This window comes from Novosphingopyxis baekryungensis DSM 16222 (assembly GCF_000420305.1).
In the GTDB taxonomy this organism is placed as follows: Bacteria; Pseudomonadota; Alphaproteobacteria; order Sphingomonadales; family Sphingomonadaceae; genus Novosphingopyxis; species Novosphingopyxis baekryungensis.
This window is the reverse complement of the sequence record NZ_ATUR01000002.1, coordinates 422,381-445,652: the sequence shown is the minus strand read 5'-3', so window position 1 is coordinate 445,652 and position 23,272 is coordinate 422,381. Positions and strand designations below refer to the sequence as shown.

At 61.9% G+C, this 23,272-nt stretch carries 24 protein-coding genes; 12 read left to right on the top strand and 12 right to left on the bottom strand.

Translation table 11 applies throughout. From position 1 onward, the window contains the following. Positions 1-73: 73 nt before the first annotated feature. The 4 genes from G410_RS0102195 to G410_RS0102180 are packed head-to-tail and all read right to left on the bottom strand — an operon-like array spanning position 74 to position 4,665. Positions 74-742 carry an SPOR domain-containing protein gene (locus G410_RS0102195; RefSeq protein WP_022672026.1) on the bottom strand — a complete coding sequence of 223 codons (669 nt, stop codon included), beginning with the start codon at positions 740-742 and terminating at the stop codon, positions 74-76. Between the two features lie 49 nt (positions 743-791). Next, positions 792-2,519, bottom strand: a complete 1,728-nt coding sequence (argS, locus tag G410_RS0102190; RefSeq protein WP_022672025.1) for an arginine--tRNA ligase — start codon at positions 2,517-2,519, stop codon at positions 792-794. Positions 2,520-2,540: 21 nt separating this feature from the next. Continuing rightward, positions 2,541-3,992 carry a hypothetical protein gene (locus tag G410_RS0102185; protein WP_022672024.1) on the bottom strand — a complete coding sequence of 484 codons (1,452 nt, stop codon included), beginning with the start codon at positions 3,990-3,992 and terminating at the stop codon, positions 2,541-2,543. Positions 3,993-4,020: 28 nt separating this feature from the next. Beyond that, the gene (locus G410_RS0102180) at positions 4,021-4,665 is read right to left on the bottom strand and encodes a hypothetical protein (RefSeq protein ID WP_022672023.1); all 645 of its coding nucleotides are present in this window, start codon (positions 4,663-4,665) and stop codon (positions 4,021-4,023) included. A 139-nt stretch (positions 4,666-4,804) separates the two neighbouring features. Between G410_RS0102180 and ispH the strand changes: the two genes are divergently transcribed. Genes ispH through rnhA form a run of 3 tightly spaced genes read left to right on the top strand, consistent with a single transcriptional unit; the run spans position 4,805 to position 7,228 of the window. After that, positions 4,805-5,761 (top strand): 4-hydroxy-3-methylbut-2-enyl diphosphate reductase, encoded by a 957-nt coding sequence (ispH, locus tag G410_RS0102175; RefSeq protein ID WP_022672022.1) that lies wholly within the window; start codon positions 4,805-4,807, stop codon positions 5,759-5,761. A 4-nt stretch (positions 5,762-5,765) separates the two neighbouring features. Then, positions 5,766-6,743, top strand: a complete 978-nt coding sequence (gene thrB / locus G410_RS0102170) for a homoserine kinase (protein WP_022672021.1) — start codon at positions 5,766-5,768, stop codon at positions 6,741-6,743. Positions 6,744-6,760: 17 nt separating this feature from the next. Then, positions 6,761-7,228 carry a ribonuclease HI gene (gene rnhA / locus G410_RS0102165; RefSeq protein ID WP_022672020.1) on the top strand — a complete coding sequence of 156 codons (468 nt, stop codon included), beginning with the start codon at positions 6,761-6,763 and terminating at the stop codon, positions 7,226-7,228. Positions 7,229-7,237: 9 nt separating this feature from the next. On the opposite strand, the gene G410_RS0102160 is transcribed toward rnhA, so the two are convergent. Then, a complete protein-coding gene (locus G410_RS0102160) occupies positions 7,238-8,332 on the bottom strand; it encodes an NAD(P)/FAD-dependent oxidoreductase (protein WP_022672019.1) in 1,095 nt (364 codons plus the stop codon). Further along, positions 8,329-9,264 (bottom strand): alpha/beta fold hydrolase, encoded by a 936-nt coding sequence (locus G410_RS0102155; RefSeq protein ID WP_022672018.1) that lies wholly within the window; start codon positions 9,262-9,264, stop codon positions 8,329-8,331. Before G410_RS0102155 ends, G410_RS0102160 begins: the two co-directional genes overlap by 4 nt. Before the next feature lie 31 nt (positions 9,265-9,295). On the opposite strand from G410_RS0102155, the gene G410_RS0102150 reads away from it, so the two are divergent. From G410_RS0102150 to G410_RS0102115, 8 genes are all read left to right on the top strand, one after another. After that, the gene (locus G410_RS0102150) at positions 9,296-9,772 is read left to right on the top strand and encodes an A24 family peptidase (protein WP_022672017.1); all 477 of its coding nucleotides are present in this window, start codon (positions 9,296-9,298) and stop codon (positions 9,770-9,772) included. Between the two features lie 43 nt (positions 9,773-9,815). After that, positions 9,816-10,829: a Flp pilus assembly protein CpaB gene (gene cpaB / locus G410_RS0102145; RefSeq protein ID WP_022672016.1), complete on the top strand. Its 1,014-nt coding sequence runs from the start codon at positions 9,816-9,818 to the stop codon at positions 10,827-10,829. Between the two features lie 4 nt (positions 10,830-10,833). Further along, entirely contained in the window at positions 10,834-12,417 is a 1,584-nt protein-coding gene (locus G410_RS0102140) for a type II and III secretion system protein family protein (RefSeq protein ID WP_022672015.1), read from the top strand. Between the two features lie 29 nt (positions 12,418-12,446). Beyond that, positions 12,447-13,043, top strand: a complete 597-nt coding sequence (locus G410_RS15240) for a CpaD family pilus assembly protein (protein WP_051137190.1) — start codon at positions 12,447-12,449, stop codon at positions 13,041-13,043. Continuing rightward, on the top strand, positions 13,040-14,308 hold the full coding sequence (locus G410_RS0102130; RefSeq protein WP_022672013.1) for a CpaE/TadZ family protein: 1,269 nt from the start codon (positions 13,040-13,042) through the stop codon (positions 14,306-14,308). Before G410_RS15240 ends, G410_RS0102130 begins: the two co-directional genes overlap by 4 nt. A 32-nt stretch (positions 14,309-14,340) precedes the next feature. Continuing rightward, positions 14,341-15,303: a type II secretion system F family protein gene (locus tag G410_RS0102125; protein WP_022672012.1), complete on the top strand. Its 963-nt coding sequence runs from the start codon at positions 14,341-14,343 to the stop codon at positions 15,301-15,303. A gap of 13 nt (positions 15,304-15,316) precedes the next feature. Continuing rightward, positions 15,317-16,306 (top strand): type II secretion system F family protein, encoded by a 990-nt coding sequence (locus G410_RS0102120; protein ID WP_022672011.1) that lies wholly within the window; start codon positions 15,317-15,319, stop codon positions 16,304-16,306. Positions 16,307-16,417: 111 nt separating this feature from the next. Next, a complete protein-coding gene (locus G410_RS0102115) occupies positions 16,418-16,837 on the top strand; it encodes a DUF2147 domain-containing protein (protein WP_022672010.1) in 420 nt (139 codons plus the stop codon). A gap of 74 nt (positions 16,838-16,911) precedes the next feature. Here G410_RS0102115 and G410_RS0102110 read toward each other — a convergent pair whose 3' ends face one another. From G410_RS0102110 to G410_RS17890, 6 genes are all read right to left on the bottom strand, one after another. Next, entirely contained in the window at positions 16,912-17,604 is a 693-nt protein-coding gene (locus G410_RS0102110) for an aspartate/glutamate racemase family protein (RefSeq protein ID WP_028970958.1), read from the bottom strand. Between the two features lie 30 nt (positions 17,605-17,634). After that, the gene (locus tag G410_RS0102105; RefSeq protein WP_022672008.1) at positions 17,635-19,089 is read right to left on the bottom strand and encodes an NAD(P)(+) transhydrogenase (Re/Si-specific) subunit beta; all 1,455 of its coding nucleotides are present in this window, start codon (positions 19,087-19,089) and stop codon (positions 17,635-17,637) included. Next, positions 19,089-19,373, bottom strand: a complete 285-nt coding sequence (locus tag G410_RS0102100) for an NAD(P) transhydrogenase subunit alpha part 2 (RefSeq protein ID WP_022672007.1) — start codon at positions 19,371-19,373, stop codon at positions 19,089-19,091. Before G410_RS0102100 ends, G410_RS0102105 begins: the two co-directional genes overlap by 1 nt. 141 nt (positions 19,374-19,514) lie before the next feature. Continuing rightward, positions 19,515-20,114, bottom strand: a complete 600-nt coding sequence (locus tag G410_RS0102095) for a fasciclin domain-containing protein (protein ID WP_022672006.1) — start codon at positions 20,112-20,114, stop codon at positions 19,515-19,517. 209 nt (positions 20,115-20,323) lie between these two features. Next, on the bottom strand, positions 20,324-21,460 hold the full coding sequence (locus G410_RS0102090; RefSeq protein WP_022672005.1) for a Re/Si-specific NAD(P)(+) transhydrogenase subunit alpha: 1,137 nt from the start codon (positions 21,458-21,460) through the stop codon (positions 20,324-20,326). A gap of 9 nt (positions 21,461-21,469) precedes the next feature. Beyond that, positions 21,470-21,607: a hypothetical protein gene (locus G410_RS17890; protein ID WP_022672004.1), complete on the bottom strand. Its 138-nt coding sequence runs from the start codon at positions 21,605-21,607 to the stop codon at positions 21,470-21,472. A 165-nt stretch (positions 21,608-21,772) separates the two neighbouring features. On the opposite strand from G410_RS17890, the gene G410_RS0102080 reads away from it, so the two are divergent. Next, positions 21,773-23,200 (top strand): sigma-54-dependent transcriptional regulator, encoded by a 1,428-nt coding sequence (locus tag G410_RS0102080; protein ID WP_028970956.1) that lies wholly within the window; start codon positions 21,773-21,775, stop codon positions 23,198-23,200. Positions 23,201-23,272: the final 72 nt, after the last annotated feature.

Below are 23,272 nucleotides of genomic sequence, written 5' to 3'. Positions count from 1 at the left end.
ACGGGAATAATGGTCGAACCGCTGATGGCATTTGGCCATAAGGCTGGGCAAGCCAGATCCCCGCGATCGAACGTCAGCCGGTGATGAGGCAGTTCCCCCCATCACTCTTAATCCGACTGCACAAGGCGTCGGCCGCGGCCCGGTTGGAGGAGATCGCACTCAGACGATAGACGCTGCGCCCCTCGACCTGCGCCGCGACGATACGATGCCGCATGTCTTTCAGATATTCGAACTGCGCCGCAAGCCTGCTCCACTGCTGCTCGGCCGCCGCTTCGCTGCCCAACGCAGCAAGCTGCACCGATACCCCGCTGGTGGCCGCAGCCTTGTCAGCGCCGCCGACCTGCGCGGACGACGCCGCCTTGGCCTTGTCGCTGGACGCCGCCGCCTCGCTCTTAGCCTTGCCGGGCACCGCGTTGCTTTCACGCGACTTGCCTTCGCTCGCGGCGAAAGCAGCATCGCCTTCGCCTTCGAACTGCTTGCCCTGCGGGTCTTCGGGAGCGACCTTGTAATCGCCTTCTTGCGCGGCGATCAGCTCGCCATTGCCGCCCGCTTCACCCTGGCGGTTCTGGAACAGGTAGATGCCGCCCACCACTAGCGCCAGCAGCACCAGTGCAGCCACGACCAGGCCGATCACTTTTCCGGCGGCCGGACCGTCGGACTGTTCATAATCGTCGGCGGTTTCCAGCCATGGAAGGCTATCGTCTTCGCCCAGGTCCAGATCCTGCCGTGCTTCGTCGCTCATCGCATCTATCCCCCTTATATGGGCCCCGTTCTGTGGGCGTGGCGGCCCGTCACATGCTGTCGGCGGCGTCCACACCCATCAATGCCAGTCCATTGCGAATAATTTGCCCGATTTGTGCGGCAAGATAAAGCCTCGCCGCCGTCGTCTCGGCATCCTGTGTCATAATGATGCGCTTGTCCGGCCGGTCATTGCCAAGATTCCAGAAGGCATGGAAGGCCGCCGCCAGATCGCCAAGATAGAAGGCGATACGATGCGGCTCACGCGCGGACGCCGCCGATTCCACAATGCGCGGGAACTGCGCGGCCATGCGGATCAGCTCATTCTCTTCCGCGCCCAGCAGATCGAGCCGCGCATCGGACGGCGACACCTCCATCTCGGCCAGCGCCTTGCGGAGCGTCGACTGGATGCGGGCATGGGCATATTGCACGTAGAAGACCGGATTGTCCTTGGACGCCTCGACCACCTGGACGAAGTCGAACTCCATCTGCGCATCGGCCTTGCGGGTGAGCATGGTGAAACGCACGACATCCTTGCCGACCTCTTCCACCACCTCGGCCAGCGTCACGAAGCTGCCCGAGCGTTTGGACATCTTCACCGGCTCGCCGCCGCGCAGCAGCTTGACCATCTGCACCAGCTTCACGTCGAACGCGGTCTTGCCCTCGGTAAGTGCCGCGACCGCGGCCTTGATGCGCTTGACCGTGCCGGCATGGTCCGCGCCCCAGATATCGATCAGTGCGTCGGACCCCTGGGCTTTCTGGTAATGATAGGCCAGGTCTGCTCCGAAATAGGTCCAGCTGCCATTTGATTTCTTGATCGGACGGTCCTGGTCGTCCCCGAACTGGGTCGAGCGGAACAGCGGCAGCTCAACCGGCTCCCAGTCCTCGATGGTCTTGCCCTTGGGCTGTTCGAGCACGCCGTCATAGACCAGATCGCGCGCGCGCAGATCGGCCTCGGCGGCTTCGGCCTTCCCGCCCTTGTGCAGCGCGGCTTCAGACGAGAAAACGTCGTGATGGATGCCAAGCAAAGCGAGGTCGGCGCGGATCATGGCCATCATGTCGGCCACGGCCTCCTCACGGAACAGCACCAGCCATTCGCTTTCCGGCGCCCTGACATAGCGATCGCCTAATTCCTCAGCCAGCCGCGCGCCGGTGGCCAGCAGATAATCGCCGGGATACAGCCCCTCGGGGATCGTCCCGACATCTTCGCCAAGCGCTTCGCGGTAGCGCAGATGCACCGACCGGGCGAGGGTATCGACCTGCCCGCCCGCATCGTTGATATAATATTCGCGGGTCACCTCATGCCCGGCGAATTGCAGCACATTGGCCAGCGCATCGCCCACCACCGCGCCGCGGCAATGGCCCATATGCATCGGCCCTGTGGGGTTGGCGGAGACATATTCAATATTGACCGACACGCCCTTTCCGCTGTCCGAGCGGCCGTAATCGGCGCCCTGCGCGGCAATCTCGCGCAGTTCCTCCCGCCACACGCCGTCATCCAGCCGCAGATTGAGGAAGCCCGGGCCGGCGATGTCGACGGTGTCGATGCTGTCGACGGCGCGCAGCCGCTCGGCAATCTTCTCCGCCAGATCGCGGGGCTTCACACCAGCAGGCTTGGCCAGCACCATGGCCGCGTTGCAGGCCAGATCGCCATGCGTCGTATCGCGCGGCGGTTCGACCGCCACCTTGTCGCGCGGGAGATCGGGCGGCAGCACGCCGTCCGCCACCAGCGTATCGAGCGCGGCGTTCACATGGCTGGCATAGGTCTGGTAGATCGTCATCGGGTCATCTCAATCATAAAATCAGCTACCCGCCTTGGCATCCCCGCGCAGCGAAAGCCAGATCAGCGCGGCAAACATGCTGGCGATGGCAAGATAGAGCAGGATGGCGGCCTGCCAGGACCAGCCCAGCCATTCCATCGGCAGCGCACGGACGCGGCCTTCCAGAAATGCGCCGAGAATCTCGGTCCGCAGCGTATGGGTTTCGCCCTCATATGCGAAGATATTTGCAGAAGCGGTCATCAGCCCGATGACGGCGCTCAGCGCGAACAGGACCGCGGCAGCCAGCTTCCAGTACCACGCCCGCGCCACGGCCCAGAAACCGGCCAGGCCGATACCGAGAAAGCCGACCGCTGGCATGGCATGGCGCGGACCGGTGCTGTTGCCGCCCGTCCAGTAGACATAGGCCGCGTTGAGCAGGAAAAAGACCAGCGTACCGGCCACGCAGAGCCAGCCCATCGCCTTCATGTCGGCCCGGCGCACCATCCAGAAAAAGCCGACCGGGGCGAGCACCAGCAAGGGCGAAAGCCACAGAATTCCGCGCCGCTCGCCGAAGATGATTTCCCACAGCACGGCAGATTTGGGATAGGTCAGGCCCATGAAACCCTGCTCCATGCCCTCGAACCCGACGACGCCTTCATACCCGACGCGGAACACCGTGCCGAAGGCTATCTGATTGTAGATGACCAGCGGCGCGAGCGCGATGACGCCCGCAACCACACCGATGGCCAGCAGACGCAGCCGCAGCGCCGTGGACAAGGTCCGCGTGACGCACAGCCCGTACAGAAGCAGCGCCAACACCCCGAACACCGCCTGATGCTCCACGACCAGCGCCCAGCCCAGCGCGAAGGCGGACAGCGCCGCCGCAACGAACAGCGACCGGCGATCCTGCCGCTCGCCCGACACGGCAATATAGCGCAGCCCCGCCAGCGCGATCATCAGGAGCGCGCCGACCGCCGCATGCCCGATGACCGTAGTCGCCCAGCCCCAATTGGGGGTAGCGAACACATAGGCCAGCGCCCCGAACATGGCTGCGCCCGATTTGCCCGTCAGCGACAGACCGATCCAGAACAGCGCCACAGCCCCCAGCGCCACCAGCAGCGCAGACGACATCGCCGCAGCGAGCCAGGTCCGCGCGGTCATATAGTGCACAAAGCCACGGTCTTGCAGCGTGGGGGCGAAATAGATCGATTGTTCGCCGGTCAGCTGGTTGGCAATCCAAATGGCGGGCATCGCCATGATGGTCATGCCGGGCGCCTTGTCGGTATAGAAATGGTCGCCGAACCGCGCCTGATCGATCGACAGATCCTGAAACTGGTCGATCGTGGCATCGCCTTCTTCGACCAGCGAGATCGCGGCGAACATGCGGGTCGCGTTGTTCGGGTTTAGCGCCCAGGAGCCGAAATAGGCGCAGCTGAACCAGACAAGCGCAAACAGCAGCAGCGCGCTACGCCCGCCGGTTGACCAGACTTTCATGCCCAAGCCTCAACAGTGCCGAACGCCGTCAGCGCGTAACGTTGTAGCGCAGCTGATCTTCGGTCAGCTGAAAACCCACCAGATGCTCGAAGGTGGCGCGGGCTATGGCAGCGCGCACATCGGGCTGCGCCAGCGGATCGAGCGCGGCGTCGGCATCGCCTGCCTTGCGCGTGCGAGTGATCCGCTCCCGGATATCGTCCGGAATGGTGGCCGCCGCCGCATCGACATAGGCCGTCGCGGTCGCGCGGGTGGAAGCGCGTTCCTGCCCTGCCGCGAAGTTGATCGTGATCTGGCCGACGCGCTTGGCGACCACCGCGCTGCCCCCCTGCGTCACGACCGAAAAGGTCGGCAAGGTGACCTGCCGGGCTGCGCGCGTATCATAACGGCGGGCCTGCACGTCATATTCGACCTGACTGTAGATCTGCGCACCGCTCTCATTGCAGCTGCCGCGCACATTGGTAATATCGGCAACGACGTCCAGATCCGAAAAATTCTGCGAGGCGGCGCTGCGGAAGGTGGTGATATCGCCCAGCCCTTCCGGCACGCCCACAATCGGGCAGCCAGAACGAACAACATTCACGCCTACGCCGCTGGAAAGATCGAGTTCGCCCTCGGACGAGCAGCCGGTCAGCGCAAGGGCAAAACCGGCGGCGGCAAGCAGGGATTTCTTCAAGGATCGATCCTTTCATGGCGGCGCGTACAAGGATTCGCGCCGTTCCGGGGTTCACGATCCCTTATCTCGCCAATATATGGGGTGCAACCGTGCTGGCCGATTGCCGCTAGCACTTCACGAATGAACGAGGACGCCAGCCATGCCTTCAACCACGGACCGCCGCCCTCTTCAGGTGCTTGTCGCGGCGCCGCGCGGCTTCTGCGCCGGCGTGGACCGCGCTATCACCATCGTCGAGCGCGCGCTCGAAATCTATGGGGCACCGGTCTATGTCCGGCATGAAATCGTGCACAACAAATATGTCGTCGATGCGCTGAAAGACAAAGGCGCGATCTTCGTGGAAACCGTGGACGACGTGCCGAACGGCGTGCCGGTGGTCTTTTCCGCGCATGGCGTGCCCAAGGCGGTTCCGCACAAGGCCGCCGAACGCGGGCTCGATTATATCGATGCGACCTGCCCGCTGGTGTCCAAGGTCCATCGTCAGGCCGAACGGCAGGTGGAGGCCGGCCGGCACATCATTTTCATTGGCCATCGCGGGCATCCTGAAGTGATCGGCACGTTCGGCCAGGTTCCCGAAGGCACCATGACCCTGGTGGAAACCGAGGCGGATGCCGAAGCGCTGACCGTGGACGATCCCGGCAATCTGGCCTTTCTGACGCAGACCACCCTTTCGGTGGACGATACCAAGGCGATCATTACCGTTCTGGAACGCCGTTTCCCAGACATCGTGGGGCCACGGGGCGAAGACATCTGCTACGCGACGTCGAACCGTCAGGCGGCGGTCAAATCGATCGCGGCGTCATGTGATCTGATGCTGGTGATCGGCGCGCCCAACAGCTCCAATTCCTTGCGACTGGTGGAAGTGTCGGAACGGGAAGGCACCAATGCCAAGCTGGTGCAACGTGGCAGCGATGTGGAGCTCGCCTGGTTCGAGGGCGTCGGCACCTTGGGGCTTACAGCGGGGGCCTCCGCGCCAGAGCTCTTGGTGCGTGAGGTGGTCAACAAGCTGTCCGACTGGTTCGATGTTCATGAGGAGATCATCGAAAGCGCCAAGGAACGGATGATCTTCAAGCTGCCGCGCAGTCTCGAAGCGGTCTGAACACATGGCGGTCTACACGCAGGTTTCGCCAGCCGACCTCTCGGCGCTGCTTGCGCGCTATGATGTCGGCACGCCGCGCGCCTGCAAGGGCATTGCCGAGGGCGTGGAAAACAGCAATTTCCTGGTCGAGACCAGTCGTGGCCAATTCATTCTCACGCTGTACGAAAACCGGGTCGATGTGAGCGACCTGCCCTTCTTCATCGATCTTGTCGGGCATCTTGCCAATGCCGGTCTGCCGGTCCCCGCCTTCATCGCGGATACGAGTGGCCAGACCGTGCAGACGGTCGCCGGGCGCCCCGCCTGCCTCATCGCATTTCTCAACGGCATCTCGCCAGACAGGCCCACCGCGCAGCAGGCCCATGCCGTGGGCACCGCACTGGGACATATGCATGCGGCCTGGGCCAGTTTCAAAGGCACGCGCGCGAACAGCCTGGACCGCGCCGGATGGCGGGCTCTGGCGGAACGGTGCGACAGGGCCGATCTCGAAGCGATTAACGATGGCTTGGCGGTGCGGATCGACGAGGAACTGGCGCTGGCGGATGCGCAGTGGCCCGAAACGCTTCCGCACGCCCCGATCCACGCCGATTTGTTTCCGGACAATGTGCTGATGCTGGACGGCGCGGTCACCGGCATCATCGACTTCTATTTTGCCTGCCATGATATCCGCGCCTATGATCTGGCCGTGACCCATGCCGCCTGGTGCTTTGCGCCCGATGGCACAGGCTTCGATGCCGAAGTTTCGCGCGCTCTCATCTGCGGCTATCGCGAATCCTTTGGGCTGTCGGATGCCGAAATCGCTGCCCTGCCGATGCTGGCGCGCGGCGCATGTCTGCGCTTTCTGTTGACCCGCGCCTATGACTGGATCGCCACGCCAGCCGATGCGATGGTGACGCGCAAGGACCCCATGGCCTTCTTGCGACGGCTGGACTTTTACCGGATGATCATGGACGGCGCATATGAGAACGTTTTTGCGGTTTCATAGAGTAAAGGGCCTTCGCCATGAAAACGGTTGAGATATTCACCGACGGCGCCTGCAAGGGCAATCCCGGCCCCGGCGGATGGGGCGCTGTGCTGCGCTTCAAGGGCAATGAAAAAGAACTGTCCGGCGGAGAAGCGGACACCACGAACAACCGCATGGAATTGACCGCGGCGATCGAGGCGCTGAATGTGCTGGTGGAGCCGTGCAACGTCGTTGTGACCACCGACAGCAAATATGTGCTGGACGGCATCACGCGCTGGGTGATCGGCTGGCAAAAAAACGGCTGGAAAAACAGCCAGAAGAAACCGGTGCGGAACGAGGATCTATGGCGCGCGCTGCTCGATGCCTGCAATCGGCATCAGGTGGAGTGGGTATGGGTTAAAGGCCATGCCGGGCATGCGGAGAATGAACGCGCCGACCGTCTGGCCAGCGATGCTGCCGATGAAGCGGCAGGCCCCCCCAAGCCAGACTATGACGCTATCGACTGAACGGCTACCTCAGTCGAACCGGGCAGGCGCATAGGCCGCAGGCTCGATCTGTCTGCCAAGCTCCGGCCCGGCCTCCCCCAGAATATACCGCGCCGCCAGATCGGCAGCCGCCGGAGCCGTCTGGATGCCGAAGCCGCCCTGCCCGGCAAACCAGAAGAACCGATCATGATCGCTGGCCGGGCCAATCACCGGCAGCCGATCCGGGGCGAAACTGCGGAGCCCGGCCCAGCGATGCTCCACCACCTCGACCCGCCAATCGACCACATCCTGCAACCGTGCGATCGCCCGCGCCACATCCACTTCCTCCGGCGCGGCGTCGCCGGGCACGGTCGGCGTCTCATCGTGCGGGCTGAGCCAGAGCCGTCCCCCCGCATCCGGCTTGCAATAAAAACTGCCATCGAGGCCAAGGATGAGCGGAAGGGCGGCGGTGGTGGGCGGGTCGATGCGCAATTGCGCGATTGTGCGACGGAGCGGCTGGATGGCGAGCGGGCGGACCTGGCAGGCTTCGGCAACCCTGTCTGCCCAGGCCCCGGCGGCATTCACCAGAAGCGCGGCCTCGAACGATCCGGCCTTCGTCTCTATCGTCCAGCAGCCGGCGCGAAAATGCGCGCGCTGCAAACCGGCGCGGCAACGCAGCGCCACATTATTGGCACGCGCGGTCGAGAGATAGTCCGCATGCAAGGCAGCAACATCGATATCCTGACAGCTCGCCTCCCAGACCCCATCCGTCCAGCCATCACGGATTCGCGGCACCAGCGCCTCGATCCCTTGCCGTCCGATGCGATCCAGTGCGATGCCGCTTTCGGCAAATGTCTGCAGAAACCTGTCGGCCAGCGCCGTGTCCGCACCTTCCGCCAGATGCAGGGCGCCCCGGGGTGTCAGATATCCGCCATCGGACAGTCGATCGTAGGACGCGCTGGTGAGCGGCTGCACGCCCGGCCCGCCATAGCTTTCCGTCCAGAAGGCGGCGGACCGTCCGGTGCTGTGGTAGCCGGGCCGATCTTCGGCCTCCAGCAGCAGCACGCTGCGATGCGGGGCAAGCGCGGCGGCCAGGCTCGCACCCGCCATCCCGGCGCCAATAATCGCGACGTCGAAGCAGCTCACACCAGCCGCCGCTCCAGGAAGTCCTCCATCGCCGCAAGCACTTGGTCGCGCACAGGATCGGCTTCACGCAGCAGCTCATGGGCCGCTTCCTCGCCGAACAGCACAAGCTCGGCATCGGGAAGGCGTTTTGCATCACGCTGGATGCGTTTGGTATCGACCAGCTGATCCGCCGTCGTGGCTAGGATCAGCAGCGGCGTGTCGATGGCTTCCAATACGCCCGGCTTTTCCAGCCGCCGCGTCGAATCCACGGCCCGCTCTACCCAGCCCCAGCTGGCCGGGCCCATTTTCAATTCAGGCCGCAAGTCCCACCAGCCCGGCTCATCCTCGTAACGCGCCCTGTCGTGCGTCAGCAAAAGATGGCGCGTGGCCTCTGCCGCCCCCGGTTTCTCGCTCACCTTCCATGCCGGGCGTGCCGGATCGCCCAGCCAGATCATCAGCCTGGCATAGGCATGGCCTAGCCAGGCCGGAACGCCGCCTGCCCGGATGCCCAGCATCGGCGCGCTCAGAATAACGGCATCGGGATCGACCCCCTTTTCCGCCAGTGCGCGCAGCACAAGATGCCCGCCCATGCTGTGGCCGATCAGAACATGCGGGCCAGGCGTGCGCGCTTTCCACTGACTCCAGAAGAAGGCCAGATCGGCAATCCATGTGCCAAAATCATCGACATGCCCCACATTGGGCTGATCGCTGAACCGCCCCGATCCGCCCTGACCGCGCCAATCGCAGGCGGTGACGTTCCAGCCGTCATTCCAGAAGCCGTGCAGCGTCTCGAGATATTTTTCGTAGATATCGCCCCGCCCCGGCATGAACAGCATCGAGCCGCGATAGGGTTCGGCATGCCAGTCAATGCGGCGAACGCGCGTTCCGTCAGCGGTCTGCCAGCGGCTTTCGGTCGCGGCCTCGGGAATGGTTCGGCGGTCTATGGTTACCATTTGGCAAGCAGTTCTGGTTAATCCGACGAGGATGACAGGAGACTATTTCGCTTACGGGCTGCTCGCCGCATTGGCAATCGCGCTGCTGGTGACCATCGTTACCGATATTCGCGACCGGAAGATCTATAACAAGATCGTCCTGCCGATTGCGCTGGGGGCACCGCTCTGGTGGATTGCCACGGGCGAGCCGCTCTGGCCGGACATGGTGGTACATCTGATCGCTGCGGCCTTCGTCTTCCTGCTGTTCTCGCTGTTTTTCTACATGCGGGTGATGGGCGGCGGGGACGTGAAGCTGTTCACGGCGCTCGCCCTCTGGTTCGATTGGGTCACCACGACGCGCATGCTGCTCTACGCCACGCTGATCGGCGTGGCCGTTACCGGCATATTCTGGTTCGAGCACCGTCAGCGCCGCCGGCCCGGAAAAGTGCGTGTTCCCTATGGTGTAGCCATCGCCGTCTCCGGTCTGATCATATGCGGTGAACGATATTTTAACCACTTTGCTAGATGAGTGAAGGCTGACCACGGGGGGCCTCAGGGAGATTGTCGGCGTCATGGACAGAAGAAAACTGATTTTGCTCTTCGGCGCGTTATTCGTCGCAGCCATCGCGGCATTTATGGCGCGTAGCCTTCTGGTCGGGTCGCCCGCGCCGGAAACGCAAGCGGCGGCTCAGCCTGTCGGGCCGAAAGTGCTCGTGGCCACGCGCGCCATGCCGGTGGGCACTATCGTCACCGCAGATTCCTTTCGCTACCAGCCCTGGCCCGCCGAGATGATTTCGGACGCCTATCTGGTCGAAGGCGCAGCGGGCGGTATCGATATCACGAAGTTGCCCGGCACCGTTGTGCGCCATGCGATCACCGCTGGCGAACCGATCACGCAGGGCTCGCTCGTTGCGCCGGGCGATCGCGGCTTTCTGGCCGCCGCTTTGGGGCCTGGCATGCGTGCCGTCACCATCCCCGTCTCCGGCCTGACCGGTGTTGCCGGCTTCGTGTTCCCAGGTGACCGGGTGGATCTGGTGCTGACCCAGGATGTTCAGGGCGTCGCCATCGAGAATTCGACCAACCGGCCGCTCAAGGTTTCCGAAACCATCATCCGCAACCTGCGCGTTCTGGCGACCGACCAGCGGACGACCCCCGCCGTTGACGAGGCCGGCAACACCGTGGCGACCGGCTATCAGCTGGTCACGCTGGAGACCACGCCGCGCATTGCCGAGAAGATCACGGTGGCGCAGACCATTGGCACCATCAGCCTGTCCCTGCGCTCGCTTTCGGACAGTTCGTCCGATCTGGAAGAAGCCATTGCATCCGGCGCCATCAAGGTGCCAGCCAATGCCGATCCGGAAGAGGAAGAGCGGATCCTGCGCAGCATGGCCCAGCGTCCGACCGACGGGAAATCCAGCTTTTCGACGGGCGGAGACGTCTCCCGCTTCCAACGCCGCAGCATTCCACCGCAGACCGCGCCGGAAAAGACGCAGATGGAGCAGAAGGCCGAAGAAGCGGCCAAGGGCCCCGTCGTCAACGTCGCACGCGGCAACAATTCCACGACCGTGTCATTCGGTGGGAGATAAGCAGATGAAGACGCTTTTTCGAATGCCGCCCGGCGCAGCCATGATGGCGCTCGTCGCTTCAGCGATTGCCATACCGGCCGTCGTCAGTCCTGCTCCAGCGGCCGCGCAGCAGTCCGACCGGCCAAGCCGCATGGTCACCATTTCCATCGGTCGCGGAGAACAGATCAATCTGCCCTCGTCCATCACGGACGTGTTTGTGGCCGATCCCGCGATAGCCGATGTGCAGGTCACCTCCCCCCGCCAGATCTACGTCTATGCCAAGGGTCCGGGCGAAACGACATTCTATGCCACCAATGCGGCGGGCAAAACGGTATACAGCGCCGTCATTCGTACCGGCCGTAATATCGAGACGATCGATCAAATGCTGCAGCTGGCCATGCCGGAAGCGGATCTTCAGACCAACAGCCTGAACGGCGTCACCTTGTTGACCGGCACCGTCGCCAATCCGGAAGACGCTGCCGAGGCCGAGCGGCTGCTTCAGGCTTTCGTCGGAGAAGGCAATCAGGTGGTCAGCCGCATCCGCACGAAAACACCTCTGCAGGTCAATCTGCGTGTGCGCATTGCCGAGGTCAGCCGCTCGCTGGCGAAGGAAATCAACGGCAATCTGGCCACGCGGGACACAAGCGGCGGATTTCAGTTCGGCGTATCGCGCAATAACGATTTCGTTTCGATCGGAAATACGATCCAGACGAGCAGCCTGCCAAAGCTCGATGCCTCTTCCCTGTTCGGATTGCCCGCAGGCAGCATCAGCTTGCCATTCAACCCGGCAACGGGCCAGTTCATCACTGGCGGCAGCAGCTTCGACTTCAATATTCCCAGCGGAACAAATGTGTTGCAGGCAGCCGGACGGCTTTTCGGTCTGGACGTTGCCGCCGCCCTGGATCTTTCGGAATCCGCTGGCCTCATCTCCACCCTGGCAGAACCGAATTTAACAACCGTGTCCGGTGAGACCGCAGAATTTCTGGCCGGCGGCGAATTTCCCATACCCATTGCCAACGGCCTTGGGGCAACCACCATCGAATTCCGCAATTACGGTGTGCAACTGCAATATACGCCCACGGTGCTGGCGAACGGCCGCATCTCGCTTCGCGTGCGACCGGAAGTGTCGGATATTTCCACCCAAGGCGCCGTGCGCATCGGCGGTACGGAAATTCCGGCCATCACCACCCGGCGTGCGGAAACCACCGTGGAACTGGGATCTGGTCAGAGTTTCATGATTGCTGGCCTGCTGAGCAATAGCTCCTCCAGCTCGGTTGATAAATTTCCGGGAGCGGCGGACATTCCCATTCTGGGCAATCTGTTCAAATCCAATGGCTGGCGTCGCAACGAAACCGAGCTGATGATTATCGTCACGCCCTATCTCGTCGAGCCGGTGTCCGATCATGAGATCGTTTTGCCGACGGATGGCTATCAGAGCCCCAATGATGCGCAGCGCCTGCTGCTCAATCAGCAGAGCGATGGCGTGAGCGGCGGAACGCGGCCCAAGCCCACCATTGCACCGTCTTCACCGGCAGCTGACCAATCCGGCCCAACCGCGCCTGCCCGTTCCGACGGCGGCGCGTCCGGCCCCGGCTTCAGCTTCGAATGATCCGGGACAGGCAGAAAGGCGTTTTCAACATGCATATCTCCGCAAAATTTCTGATCGCAGCCATGGGTCTTTCGCTGGCCGGATGCACTGGATCCCACGTCAACCGCACGATGTATTCCGTGCATCAGCCGGTGGTGACACGCACAAATTATGCGATCGATCTCGACACCAGTGGCGGCGGCGTTCCGGCAACCGAGCGGCAGCGCCTTTCCGAATGGATGGCGGCGCTCGATGCCGGATATGGGGACCGCGTATCGATCGACTTCGGACCGGGCTATGCCGATGCGTCCACGCGCGCTTCCGTCTCCAGCGTCGTCCAGAATTACGACGCGCAGGTCGTCGATACCGCGCCGGTCACCGCAAACCCGGTGATTCCAGGTACGGTTCGCGTCGTGCTGAGCCGATCGAGCGCCAGCGTGCCGTCCTGCCCGGACTGGAGCAAGAAAAGCGAAGCCAACTACACGGGCGGCAATCACACCAATTATGGTTGCGCGACCAACAGCAACTTGGCGGCCATGATCGCAGATCCGGAAGATCTCGTGCGCGGTCAGGACGATCATGGCGGCGACAGCCGCAGAGCGGTGCGCCCGGTCGAAGCATGGCGCAACGGTGGAGACAATCAATGAACGCACCCTGGAAAGGCGGCGCCAGCGGACGCGATCCGTTCAGCGCTTTTGTCTGTGACGACAATACTTTCGATGTCGCCCGCTCGGTCTGCGAAACGATGGGATGGGCCCCGGAAAAGGTCAGTCGCGGCGGGCTTCGCAACGCGATCCAGTCGCTCTCTGTATCCGCCAGCCCCAATATCCTGCTGGTGGACCTGTCGGAGTCCGGCGATCCGCTCAACGATATCAACGCTCTCGCGGAAGTCTGCGAGCCAGGAACCATGGTGATCGCCATTGGTCAGATCAATGATGTGCGCCTGTACCGCGATCTGATGCTGAGCGGTTTGCACGATTATCTGCTCAAACCATTCGGACCGGATGCCCTGCGCGATTCGATCGCCCAGGCGCAGGCCATGATGAACACGCCGAAAGCCGATGAAGCCGGCGGCACGCAAAGCCACGTGTCCACCGCCGTTATCGGCACGCGCGGCGGCGTGGGCGCAACCACCATCGCCACGTCGATTGCCTGGATATTGAGCGACCGGATCGGCCGCCTGACCGCCATGCTCGACCTTGACGTGCACTTCGGCACCGGGGCGCTGTCGCTCGACCTCGAGCCCGGCCGCGGCTTGACCGACGCGATCGACAATCCCAGCCGCATCGACGGACTCTTCCTCGAGCGGGCCATGATCAAGGCGAATGAAAAGCTGTCTCTGCTCTCCGCAGAAGCCCCGATCAGCAACCCGCTCATGACCGATGGCACGGCCTTTTATCAGTTGCAGGAAGAGTTCCGCAACGCGTTCGAAGCCACCGTGATCGATCTGCCGCGCAACATGCTGATCAACTATCCCGGGCTCATCCATGACATCCAGGTCGTCGTCATCGTGACGGAACTGACCCTCGCGGCGGCGCGCGATACCATCAGGTTGCTCGCCTGGATCAAGTCCAATGCACCGCAAAGCCGCATTCTTCTTGTCGCCAACAGGGTTCACGGGTCCGGCCTGGAAATCAGCAAAAAGGATTTCGAAGCGTCGGTGGAAGGCAAGATCGACGTGGTGGTGCCGGCCGATCCCAAGGCAGCGGCGCAGGCTTCGAAGCTCGGCAAGCCGATTGTCGAGGCGGTGCGGTCCAGCAAGGTGTCATCCGCCATTAAGGACATCGCAAACCTTGTTCTCGATCAGGCGGAGGAAGTGATGACCGGCGATGGCGCCGACGGGGCTGCCCCTGCCAAATCCAAGTCGGGCTTCTCCTTCTCCTCGCTGTTGCCAAGCAAGCAGAAGGCCTGAGACTTTTCGCACGCGCAAAAGGCTGCTGATTTATGACGACGCAAATGTTGATGCTGATCGCAATGATCGTGCTCATGTCGGGCATGATCGTTGCCGCATTTGCGGGGCCGAACCTTTCCAAAGCTTCGTCGCGTCGCCTGTCGGCGGTGAAGCTGCGCCATAGCGATTCCACCGAAGCGCAGATGGAAAAGCAGATGCGCAAGGCGGTGGCATCGCAATACAGGCCGAGATCCGGCCGTGCCGGCGGACGGATCGACAAACTCATCTTGCGCCTGCAACAGACCGGCAAGAACATCCCGCTCAAACGCTATCTGCTGATCTGCGGCGGCCTTGGGCTGGGAACATTTCTGATTTTGGCAACGCGTGGCACGCCGCTAATGCTCAGCCTTTTGGTCGCTGCCTTCGTCGGTCTGGGCCTGCCCCATTTCATTATCGGTCAGATGATCAAGCGCCGCCTCGCCAAGTTCGTCGCCCGGTTTCCAGAGGCGCTGGAACTGTTGGTGCGTGGTCTGAAATCCGGACTGCCCATCGGGGAAACGCTTACCGTCATTGCCAAGGAAATCCCGGGCCCGGTGGGCGAGGAATTTAAGCTGGTGACCGAGAAGATGCGTATCGGCCACAATATGGAAGACGCGCTGCAGGAAGTTGCGAACAGGCTCGGTACGGCGGAATTTCAGTTCTTCGTGATTACCCTGTCGATCCAGCGCGAGACCGGTGGCAATCTGGCGGAAACGCTCGGCAATTTGGCAGATGTGCTGCGCAAACGTGCGCAGATGAAGCTGAAGATCCGTGCCATGAGCTCCGAATCCAAAGCATCGGCCTATATTGTCGGATCGCTGCCATTCTTCGTGTTCACCTTGGTGTACTGGATGAACCCCGATTACCTGAGCGGGTTTTTCTACGAGGATCGGCTGATCGTGGCCGGCCTGGTGGGCCTTGTTTGGATGTCGATCGGCGCGTTCATCATGTCCAAAATGGTCAGCTTCGAGATTTAAGGAACGCCTGATCATGCAAAGCACTGGCCCCACACTTCTTGGCTTCGATGTCTTCAACGTCGCAACCATATTGGCAGCCGTTGCCGTTTTGGCGGTGTGCCTCGCCATCTATGCCGCCGTGACCGTCAGCGACCCGATGGCCAAGCGCGTCAAAGCGCTCAACGATCGCCGCGAACAGCTGAAGGCCGGCATCACCGCATCGACCGCCAAGAAACGCGCGTCCTTGGTGAAAACGAGCGATACCACCGATCGGATGCGGGTCATTCTGTCGCGGCTTCAGGTGCTGCAGGACAGCCAGCTCAAGGAAGCACAGGTCAAGCTGGTGAAGGCCGGGTTCCGGTCCAAGGAACTGGCAGTCGCGGTGATTTTCGCCAGAATGGTTCTGCCGATTGTCATAGGCGGCGGCGCAGCGCTGGCGATCTATGGATTTGGCTGGCTGGGAGACTGGAGCGCGTTCAAGCGTTTTGGCGTGTTTGCCTTTGCGCTGCTGGGCAGTTACAAAGCGCCCGATATCTATCTGAAAAATGCGATCACAAAACGCTCTGACGCCATTCGCAAGGGTTTGCCGGATGCGCTCGACCTGCTGGTCATCTGCGCGGAGGCCGGCCTTACCGTCGATGCAGCCTTTGGCCGTGTCGCCCGCGAGCTTGGCCGCGGCTATCCGGAACTTGGCGACGAATTCGCGTTGACCGCCATCGAACTGGGCTTTCTCAACGAGCGCCGTCAGGCGTTCGAGAATCTGGCAAAGCGGGTGGAGCTGGACGCGCTGAAAGGCGTGGTGACCACGATGATCCAGACCGAGAAATATGGTACGCCGTTGGCCTCCGCCCTGCGCGTGCTCTCTGCCGAATTTCGCAATGAGCGGATGATGCGGGCAGAGGAAAAGGCAGCGCGTCTACCCGCTATCATGACGGTGCCGCTGATCCTGTTCATTCTGCCGGTTCTGTTCATCGTTATTCTAGGTCCGGCCGCCTGTTCGATCTCCGACGCCTTCAACATGTAGCCGCCAATTATTCCGGCCACGTTCCCTCCGCACAGGTCGCTTTGCGCCAATGTTCAGTTGCAGGTCATCGACAAGCCGCTATCAATCGGTGAAACAGCCTGGAGTACCATAATGAAGATGACGAAGATTGTCGCTGCGGCGGCGCTGGTTGCGACTGCAGCCCCGGCATTCGCCGCCCAGCCCGTCACGGGCCGCTGGATCACGGAAGACAAGGCCGCAGTGGTCGAGATCGCGCCCTGCGGGCAGAGCCTGTGCGGCAAGATCGTCAAATTTCTGAAGACGCCGTCGCAGGGCGTGGATCAGAAAGACACCAAGAATCCCGATAAGTCCAAGCGCAGCCGGAAACTTATGGGCCTTCCCGTTCTCACCAGCTTCAAGGAAGATGGCGATGAGTGGCGTGGAGAGATTTACGATCCCAAGGCTGGCAAAACGTACCGTTCGCTTCTTCAGCGCAAGTCGTCGGGCGTCATGGAAGTGAAAGGGTGCATCGGTCCGTTCTGCAAGACACAGATATGGACCAAGGCTGGCTGATCAGGTCAGCTTAAGCCGTTCAAGACCGCCCCGCGCCACACTGGCCGGGGCGGTTTTTTGTGCGTGCGGGCTTTTTACGACCCCAATATCCAGTCGACGCCCGCATCCGCATGGATCATGGTGCTGTCGAAAATAGGCAGGATGTTGGCTTTCACGTCCACGACCAGATTCAGCTCGGTACAGCCCAACACCACGGCCTTTACGCCCGTCTTGTCGATATTGGTGATGAACGTCTTCAGGGTTCGCTCGGCATCCCGGCGCACCATGCCTTTCATCAGCTCTTCATAGATTATCCGGTCGATCTCATCGACCCGGTCCATATCCGGCGGGAGTAGCGACACGCCATGTTCGATCAGGCGCTGACGATACCATGGCTCGGTCATGACATTGCGCGTGCCGATCAGCGCGGCGCTGGACACGCCTTCTGCCTTCATCTTGCGGCCCACGGCATCGGCAATGTGGATAACCGGAACCGATACGGCCGCCACCACCTCGTCATACACCTTGTGCATGCTGTTGGCGCAAATCATGATTGCCGTTGCGCCGCTCTGCTCCAGCCGTTTGGCGGCATCGCTCAGAATATCCGCAGCCTCGCGCCAGTCAGCCATGTCGCTGGTGCGGATGAGGCCATTGAAATCAAGGCTCTCGATGGCGAGCGGCGCAGAAAAATTATGCCCCTGTGCCGCCTGTACCTTGCTATTGATTCGGCGATAATAGAGCTCGGTCGAAACCCAGCTCATCCCACCGATGAGACCGATTTTACGCATGTATTCCTAACCCTCGGGGCACTCGGCCATTCAGCCGAGCGCCTTGACGATCTCCTCGCACATTTTCTTTGCGTCGGAGAGCAACATCATCGTGTTGTCGCGGTAGAATACCTCATTGTCCACCCCCGCATAGCCCACGCCGCCCATCGAGCGCTTGATGAACAACACCGTCTTGGCATTTTCCACGTCCAGAATCGGCATGCCGTAGATCGGCGAGCTCTTGTCCGTCTTGGCCGCCGGGTTGGTCACATCGTTGGCACCGATGACGAAAGCGACATCGGCCTGGGAGAATTCGCTGTTGATGTCCTCCAGTTCGAACACATCGTCATAGGGCACATTCGCTTCGGCCAGCAGCACGTTCATATGCCCGGGCATGCGACCCGCCACCGGATGGATCGCGAATTTTACCGAGACGCCTTCTTCCTTCAGGATGTCCGTCATTTCACGCAGGGCATGCTGGGCCTGCGCCACCGCCATGCCATAGCCCGGCACGATGATAACCGTTTCCGCCTGCTTCATGAGGAACGCCGCATCGTCGGCGCTCCCGCGCTTCCAGGGGCGATCGATCTTCTCACCGCCGCCGCTGTCTCCACCGCTCTCCGCCCCGAAGCCACCGGCGATCACGCTGATGAAGCTGCGGTTCATGGCGCGGCACATGATATAGCTCAGGATTGCGCCGGAACTGCCGACGAGCGCGCCCGTGATGATCATGGCCGTATTGCCAAGGGTGAAGCCCATGGCGGCGGCGGCCCAGCCGGAATAGCTGTTGAGCATCGAAACCACGACGGGCATGTCCGCGCCGCCGATCGGCACGATCAGCAGGAACCCGATGGCAAAGGCCAGAAGCACGATGACCGGGAAATAATAGCCGTCGCCGGCGCCCATGCCAGGCGCTGCGGTGTAGAGCCCGGCCAGCACCAAAATGGAGATCAGCACGCCGAGATTGATGATGTGACGACCGGGCAGCAGGATCGGAGACCCCGACATGTTGCCGTTCAACTTCAGGAAGGCGATGACCGATCCGGAGAAGGTGATCGCGCCGATCGCCGCGCCCAGCGCCATTTCGATCCGGCTGACACCAAGGATCGTGCCGTCCGCGCCCAAAATACCGAAGCTATCCGGATTGAGGAACGCAGCGCCCGCCACCAGAACGGCGGCGAGGCCCACCAGGCTGTGGAAGGCGGCCACCAGCTGCGGCATGGCGGTCATGGCGATACGGCGGGCCGTGACGAGCCCGATGACCGCACCGATCGCGATGGCGATGGCGATTTCCCATATGTCGGCATTGAGATGGGTGACCAGGGTGGTGATCACGGCGATGGCCATGCCGGCCATGCCATAGCGGTTGCCCGCCCGCGCGCTGACCGGAGAGCTCAGGCCACGCAATGCGAGGATGAAAAATACGCCGGCCACGAGATAGGCCAAGGCCACCCAGGGGTTCACCGGGCCGTGGGCAGCAGCGGAAGCGGTAAGAAGCTGGAGCATTATTTACGCTCCTTCTTCTTGTACATGGCGAGCATGCGCTCGGTCACCGCGAAGCCGCCGAAGATATTGATGCTGGCCAGAACCACTGCGGCCAGGCCCAGCCATTTGGCGCCGGGGACGGCAGCTGCCGCACTGGCGATCAGCGCGCCCACGATGATGACCGAGGAGATGGCATTGGTGACCGCCATCAGCGGTGTGTGCAGCGCCGGCGTGACCGACCAGACAACATAATATCCGACGAAACACGCCATGATGAATATCGATAGGATTGAGATAAAATCCATGGCCTGCCCCGCTGATGCCTTTAACTGTGCTGCCTTGTTGCAAAGCCGGGCCGTTCTGTCGAGGCACGAAAAACACCCGAACCTCACGATCCGGGTGCTTTTCATTTCATTGGTCACGCCATGGGCGTTATTTTGCGTTTATTACATGCCGGGCAGGACGACCCCGTTCACGACATGAATGACGCCGTTGGACTGCATCACATCCGCCTGCGTTACCGTGGCGGTGCCGCCGCCTGCCCCGGTTGCCACGACGGCATTGCCCTGCATACGGAACGTCAGTGGCTCACCGGCAACCGTGGTATAGGTCGCCACGCCGCCGCCCGCACGGATCTTGCTCATGATATCGGCCGCCGTGATGCGACCGGGCACAACATGATAGGTGAGCACCTTCTGCAGCTTCGCCTTGTTGGCGGGCATCAGCAATGTGTCGACGGTACCAGCCGGCAGCGCGTCGAAGGCGCTGTTGGTTGGCGCAAACACGGTGAACGGACCTGGGCCGGACAGCGTATCGACAAGGCCAGCGGCCTTCACGGCAGCCACAAGCGTGGTGTGCACATTGCTGTTCACGGCGTTTTCGATGATGTTGCGCGTCGGATACATCGCCGCGCCGCCAACCATGACCGTGGAGCTGGCACCGGCAGACGCTGTATTCGCCATGCCATCATCCAAGCCCATATTCTGGCAACCGCCAAGCGCGAGTGCGGAAACAGCGGCTGCTGCCAATAAAATCTTGTTCGTCATCTTAGTTCTCCTGAACTTTTTTTGCCCCAACCTCACAAAAGGATACGGCTATCAGGAGCAATCGGCTTCGCTCGAAATATATAATTTCGGAAGCGGATCGATCATCAGTGCGATACGTAGACTAAAAAGGACTCAGTATTGCTTTGCGCTTGCGGGCCACCGTCCGGTGGCTCAGCGATCAGCATTTATCACTGTCATTATATTTTATGTCAGGACGCGAGCAATCGCTCACTCACAACTTTGCCATCCTTGGTGACGCGCACCCCTTGCACGATTTCATCATCATCCGGAAAGATCGGCGTATCGCTTCCGTCGGTCCAGAAAGCGTTGACGAAATTATACAGGTTGCGGGAGAACAAGGCCGAACTGTCCGCGGCCATCGATGACGCCATGTCCTTGGCGCCCAATATAGTCACCTGGTGCTTTTCGACCGCTTCTCCAGCCACTGCACCTTCGACATTGCCGCCCTGCTCTGCCGCCAGATCGACGATGACGCTGCCCGGACGCATGCTGGCGATCTGCGCATCACTGATCAGACGCGGCGCGGCGCGGCCCGGTATCAGCGCGGTGGTGATCACGATATCCTGCTTGGCGATATGGTCCGATACCAGATCGGCCTGCGCCTTCTTATAGTCTTCGGACATTTCGGTTGCATAACCGCCCGAACCTTCGCCCTCGATACCTTCCACGGTCTCGACGAAGATCGGCTTGGCACCGAGGGACTTGATCTGCTCCTTGGTGGCCGACCGCACGTCCGTGGCACTCACCTGCGCGCCAAGGCGTTTGGCCGTGGCGATGGCCTGCAATCCGGCAACGCCCACGCCCATAACAAAGACGCGCGCTGCAGACACCGTGCCCGCCGCCGTCATCATCATCGGAAACGCCCGTCCATAATGATGTGCCGCGTCCAGCACCGCCTTGTAGCCATTCAGATTGGACTGCGAGGACAGGATATCCATCGATTGCGCGCGAGTGATCCGCGGCATGAACTCCATCGCCAGCGCATCGATTCCGGCAGCGGCATAGCCATCGATCCGATCCCGCTTGCCGAACGGATCCAGCGATGCGGCCAACATGGCACCATCGCGTGCACCGGCAAGATCGCCCGCGTCCGGCCCCTGGATGGCCAGCAGAAGATCGGCCTTGGCGATGGCCGCTTCGCGATCGACGATTTCGGCGCCCGCATCGCGATACGCCTCATCGCTGACCAGCGCATGCGCGCCTGCACCGCGCTCCACCATAACCTGCGCGCCCAGCGCGGCGAACTTCTTGACGGTTTCAGGAACCGCCGCGACGCGATGCTCGCCCGCCGCAGTTTCCTTCAGCACGGAAATGGTAAAGGCCATGATCGCGCTCTAACTGATCAGCACGACGACGACGGCCACCACAATGGCGACGATGATCATCGTCACCTTCGTCATGCCCAGAAAACGCGAATATGTTTCCGATGCCTTGTTGATATCCGGGGTGGGATGTTCGCTACCGCCTGCCATAGTGATCCTCGATCTACGGGTTGTTTCATACTCCGTATCGGCAACTTGGCTTTCGCTCAAGCGTCACGCGCGGCGATATAGAGCTCATGTGCTTAATCGCCCTTTTACCGATTGGGCTTACCAACGCATCTTATGGGCGTGGAACAACAGATTACCGAAGCCATGGTGGCTGAGCAGCGCATTCGCCTGCTGATGCTGGTGGATGACGAGCCGGCGCAGTGCCGTCTGGTCTCCGCCATTGCTTCGCGCGCCGGATGGCGCACCATTTACGCCCGAGATTCGGAAATGGCGATTGCCACGCTTGGCACGCAGGACGGCATGATGCTGGATGCCGTGCTGATCGATCAATGGGCACCCGGATCGGACAGCGCAGACCTGATTGCCGAGCTGAAATCCCGCCGCCCCGCTCTGCCGATCCTGCTGCTCACCAGTTTCGGATCGACCGACGGCGCCGTGTCCGCCATGCGCGCCGGGGCAACCGATTATCTCAGCAAACCCGTCACGCCCGAACGTTTGATGACCGCGCTGGATCAGGCGGTCGATCTCACCAACAATATCGGCGAGCTGCAACCGCTGACCGAAAAACTGGGCCAGGAACTGGCGTTCGAGGAAATTATCGGCGCGGCCCCGGCCTTCCGCACGGCTCTGGCCATTGCGGCCAAGGCTGCGCGTAGCAAGGTGCCGGTGTTCATCGAGGGCGAGGGCGGCGTCGGCAAGGAAACGCTGGCCGATGCCATCCATGCCGCGTCGCCCCGCGCACGGCAGCCGCTGCTCAAGATCGCCTGTGGATCCATGGCGGAAAATCTGCTGGATTCGATCCTCTTCGGGCATGAGAAAAACGCCTTTACGGGGGCGTTCGATCGCCGCGTGGGGCTTTTGCAGCAGGCCGACGGCGGCACCATCTTCATCGACGAAATCGACCAGATGCCCAGCTCCACACAGGTGCGCCTGGCCCGGCTGGTGACCGATGGCGAAATTCAGCCGCTCGGCAGCCCCAACAGCTTCAAGCTGGACGTGCGGCTGATTACCGCCGCCGACGAACCGCTGGCCCCCAAGCTCACCAGTGGTGCCTTTCGCGAAGACCTGTTTTACCGCATCAACATCGTCCAGCTCTCGATACCGCCGCTGCGGGAACGCACCGGCGATATCAGCGCCCTGGCCCGCCATCTGCTGACCCGCCTGGCCGCGCAACCCGGTTTGCGCAGCCTGGGCATCACCGATGAAGCGCTGGCGCTGCTGCGGGTCTATGACTGGCCGGGCAATGTGCGCCAGCTGCAGGACGTGCTCTTCCGGGCGGCCGTGCTGTGCGATGGCGATGCGCTCACCGCAGCCGAATTCCCGCGCATAGCAGAGGCGGTGCATCAGGCCGGGCCTTCGACCGAAGTCATCCGTCAGCACGCCGATGGCATTGGCGTGACCTTGTATGAACCCGACGGCAATTTGCGCCCGCTGGAAGCCATCGAGGCGGACGTGATCCGGCTGGCGATCGGTCATTATAGTGGCCGCATGACGGAAGTGGCGCGGCGCCTGGGCATCGGCCGGTCCACGCTGTATCGCAAGCTGAACGACCTTGGCATCGACAACGCTGCCTGAACGACAAGTTAGGCGGGATATGCGCTCGCCGCTTGTCTAGCGGGGCGCGCGGCCTTATCGGTGCACCAACGG

Excerpts from the sequence above, each read along its gene's own strand:
- G410_RS15240 (WP_051137190.1), top strand. The coding sequence starts at position 12,447 with ATGCATATCTCCGCAAAATTTCTGATCGCAGCCATGGGTCTTTCGCTG.
- G410_RS17890 (WP_022672004.1), bottom strand. The coding sequence starts at position 21,607 with ATGGCAGGCGGTAGCGAACATCCCACCCCGGATATCAACAAGGCATCG.
- G410_RS0102125 (WP_022672012.1), top strand. The coding sequence starts at position 14,341 with ATGACGACGCAAATGTTGATGCTGATCGCAATGATCGTGCTCATGTCG.
- G410_RS0102185 (WP_022672024.1), bottom strand. The coding sequence starts at position 3,992 with ATGAAAGTCTGGTCAACCGGCGGGCGTAGCGCGCTGCTGCTGTTTGCG.
- ispH (WP_022672022.1), top strand. The coding sequence starts at position 4,805 with ATGCCTTCAACCACGGACCGCCGCCCTCTTCAGGTGCTTGTCGCGGCG.
- rnhA (WP_022672020.1), top strand. The coding sequence starts at position 6,761 with ATGAAAACGGTTGAGATATTCACCGACGGCGCCTGCAAGGGCAATCCC.
- G410_RS0102105 (WP_022672008.1), bottom strand. The coding sequence starts at position 19,089 with ATGCTCCAGCTTCTTACCGCTTCCGCTGCTGCCCACGGCCCGGTGAAC.
- G410_RS0102115 (WP_022672010.1), top strand. The coding sequence starts at position 16,418 with ATGAAGATGACGAAGATTGTCGCTGCGGCGGCGCTGGTTGCGACTGCA.
- G410_RS0102120 (WP_022672011.1), top strand. The coding sequence starts at position 15,317 with ATGCAAAGCACTGGCCCCACACTTCTTGGCTTCGATGTCTTCAACGTC.
- G410_RS0102155 (WP_022672018.1), bottom strand. The coding sequence starts at position 9,264 with ATGGTAACCATAGACCGCCGAACCATTCCCGAGGCCGCGACCGAAAGC.
- G410_RS0102130 (WP_022672013.1), top strand. The coding sequence starts at position 13,040 with ATGAACGCACCCTGGAAAGGCGGCGCCAGCGGACGCGATCCGTTCAGC.
- G410_RS0102095 (WP_022672006.1), bottom strand. The coding sequence starts at position 20,114 with ATGACGAACAAGATTTTATTGGCAGCAGCCGCTGTTTCCGCACTCGCG.
- G410_RS0102195 (WP_022672026.1), bottom strand. The coding sequence starts at position 742 with ATGAGCGACGAAGCACGGCAGGATCTGGACCTGGGCGAAGACGATAGC.
- argS (WP_022672025.1), bottom strand. The coding sequence starts at position 2,519 with ATGACGATCTACCAGACCTATGCCAGCCATGTGAACGCCGCGCTCGAT.
- G410_RS0102140 (WP_022672015.1), top strand. The coding sequence starts at position 10,834 with ATGAAGACGCTTTTTCGAATGCCGCCCGGCGCAGCCATGATGGCGCTC.
- G410_RS0102090 (WP_022672005.1), bottom strand. The coding sequence starts at position 21,460 with ATGGCCTTTACCATTTCCGTGCTGAAGGAAACTGCGGCGGGCGAGCAT.
- thrB (WP_022672021.1), top strand. The coding sequence starts at position 5,766 with ATGGCGGTCTACACGCAGGTTTCGCCAGCCGACCTCTCGGCGCTGCTT.
- G410_RS0102100 (WP_022672007.1), bottom strand. The coding sequence starts at position 19,373 with ATGGATTTTATCTCAATCCTATCGATATTCATCATGGCGTGTTTCGTC.
- cpaB (WP_022672016.1), top strand. The coding sequence starts at position 9,816 with ATGGACAGAAGAAAACTGATTTTGCTCTTCGGCGCGTTATTCGTCGCA.
- G410_RS0102150 (WP_022672017.1), top strand. The coding sequence starts at position 9,296 with ATGACAGGAGACTATTTCGCTTACGGGCTGCTCGCCGCATTGGCAATC.
- G410_RS0102110 (WP_028970958.1), bottom strand. The coding sequence starts at position 17,604 with ATGCGTAAAATCGGTCTCATCGGTGGGATGAGCTGGGTTTCGACCGAG.